The 2,673-nt window shown below is 53.8% G+C and carries 1 rRNA gene; it reads left to right on the forward strand.

The features are described from left to right. Positions 1-2,648: ribosomal RNA gene (locus ACFPTO_RS25150) — 23S ribosomal RNA — on the forward strand; the annotation flags it as partial. Positions 2,649-2,673 lie beyond the last annotated feature (25 nt).

The raw sequence follows: 2,673 nt of genomic DNA on the forward strand, positions 1-2,673 counted from the left end.
CCCAAAGTAGTGGCGAGCGAAATGGGATCAGCCTGTACTCTTTATCTGTCTGGTTAGGCGAACGCTCTGGAAAGTGCGGCCATAGCGGGTGATAGCCCCGTAGCCGAAAACCAAATGGAAGAACTGGGTGTACGACAAGTAGGGCGGGACACGTGAAATCCTGTCTGAAGATGGGGGGACCATCCTCCAAGGCTAAATACTCGTGATCGACCGATAGTGAACCAGTACCGTGAGGGAAAGGCGAAAAGAACCCCGGGAGGGGAGTGAAACAGATCCTGAAACCGCATGCATACAAACAGTCGGAGCCTCGCAAGGGGTGACGGCGTACCTTTTGTATAATGGGTCAGCGACTTACATTCAGTGGCAAGCTTAACCGAATAGGGCAGGCGTAGCGAAAGCGAGTCCGAACAGGGCGTCCAGTCGCTGGGTGTAGACCCGAAACCAGGTGATCTATCCATGGCCAGGTTGAAGGCACGGTAACACGTGCTGGAGGACCGAACCCACTAACGTTGAAAAGTTAGGGGATGAGCTGTGGATAGGGGTGAAAGGCTAAACAAACCTGGAAATAGCTGGTTCTCTCCGAAAACTATTTAGGTAGTGCCTCGTGTATCACCTTCGGGGGTAGAGCACTGTCATGGTTGAAGGGTCCATTGCGGATTACTTCGCCATAGCAAACTCCGAATACCGAAGAGTGCAATCACGGGAGACAGACATCGGGTGCTAACGTCCGGTGTCAAGAGGGAAACAACCCAGACCGCCAGCTAAGGTCCCTAAAATTGGCTAAGTGGGAAACGAAGTGGGAAGGCTAAAACAGTCAGGAGGTTGGCTTAGAAGCAGCCACCCTTTAAAGAAAGCGTAATAGCTCACTGATCGAGTCGTCCTGCGCGGAAGATGTAACGGGGCTAAGCCAGTTACCGAAGCTGCGGATGCAGATTTATCTGCATGGTAGGAGAGCGTTCCGTAAGCCTGCGAAGGTGCGTTGAAAAGCGTGCTGGAGGTATCGGAAGTGCGAATGCTGACATGAGTAGCGATAAAGGGGGTGAAAGGCCCCCTCGCCGTAAGCCCAAGGTTTCCTACGCAACGTTCATCGGCGTAGGGTGAGTCGGCCCCTAAGGCGAGGCAGAAATGCGTAGCTGATGGGAAGCAGGTCAATATTCCTGCACCATTGCTGAATGCGATGGGGGGACGGATCGCGGAAGGTTGTCCGGGTGTTGGAAGTCCCGGTCCTTGCATTGGAGAAGGCGCCTTGGCAAATCCGGGCGCAGGATTCAAGGGTGTGAGGCCATTCCCTTCGGGGAAGAAGCAACTGGAAGTGGTTCCAAGAAAAGCCTCTAAGCTTCAGTTCAGCAGTGACCGTACCGCAAACCGACACAGGTGGGCGAGATGAGTATTCTAAGGCGCTTGAGAGAACTCGGGAGAAGGAACTCGGCAAATTGGTACCGTAACTTCGGGATAAGGTACGCCCCTGTAGCTTGACTGGCCTGCGCCAGAAGGGTGAAGGGGTTGCAATAAACTGGTGGCTGCGACTGTTTAATAAAAACACAGCACTCTGCAAACACGAAAGTGGACGTATAGGGTGTGACGCCTGCCCGGTGCCGGAAGATTAAATGATGGGGTGCAAGCTCTTGATTGAAGTCCCGGTAAACGGCGGCCGTAACTATAACGGTCCTAAGGTAGCGAAATTCCTTGTCGGGTAAGTTCCGACCTGCACGAATGGCGTAACGATGGCCACACTGTCTCCTCCCGAGACTCAGCGAAGTTGAAGTGTTTGTGATGATGCAATCTCCCCGCGGCTAGACGGAAAGACCCCATGAACCTTTACTGTAGCTTTGCATTGGACTTTGAACCGGTTTGTGTAGGATAGGTGGGAGGCTGTGAAGTGTGGACGCTAGTCTGCATGGAGCCGTCCTTGAAATACCACCCTGATCTGTTTGAGGTTCTAACCTTGGCCCGTGATCCGGGTCGGGGACAGTGCATGGTAGGCAGTTTGACTGGGGCGGTCTCCTCCCAAAGGGTAACGGAGGAGTACGAAGGTACGCTAGGTACGGTCGGAAATCGTGCTGATAGTGCAATGGCATAAGCGTGCTTGACTGCGAGACTGACAAGTCGAGCAGGTGCGAAAGCAGGTCATAGTGATCCGGTGGTTCTGTATGGAAGGGCCATCGCTCAACGGATAAAAGGTACTCTGGGGATAACAGGCTGATACCGCCCAAGAGTTCATATCGACGGCGGTGTTTGGCACCTCGATGTCGGCTCATCTCATCCTGGGGCTGTAGCCGGTCCCAAGGGTATGGCTGTTCGCCATTTAAAGAGGTACGTGAGCTGGGTTTAAAACGTCGTGAGACAGTTTGGTCCCTATCTGCCGTGGGCGCTGGAAGTTTGAGGGGGCCTGCTCCTAGTACGAGAGGACCGGAGTGGACGAACCTCTGGTGTACCGGTTGTGACGCCAGTCGCATCGCCGGGTAGCTATGTTCGGAAGAGATAACCGCTGAAAGCATCTAAGCGGGAAACTCGCCCCAAGATGAGACTTCCCCGGGGACTAGATCCCCTTGAAGGGTCGTTCGAGACCAGGACGTTGATAGGTCAGGTGTGGAAGCGCAGTAATGCGTTAAGCTAACTGATACTAATTGCCCGTAAGGCTTGATCCTATAACAGGTGTGCCTTGCTCCCGAA

The sequence above is a fragment of the Paraburkholderia denitrificans genome (genome assembly GCF_042655705.1).
Taxonomy (GTDB): Bacteria; Pseudomonadota; Gammaproteobacteria; order Burkholderiales; family Burkholderiaceae; genus Paraburkholderia; species Paraburkholderia denitrificans.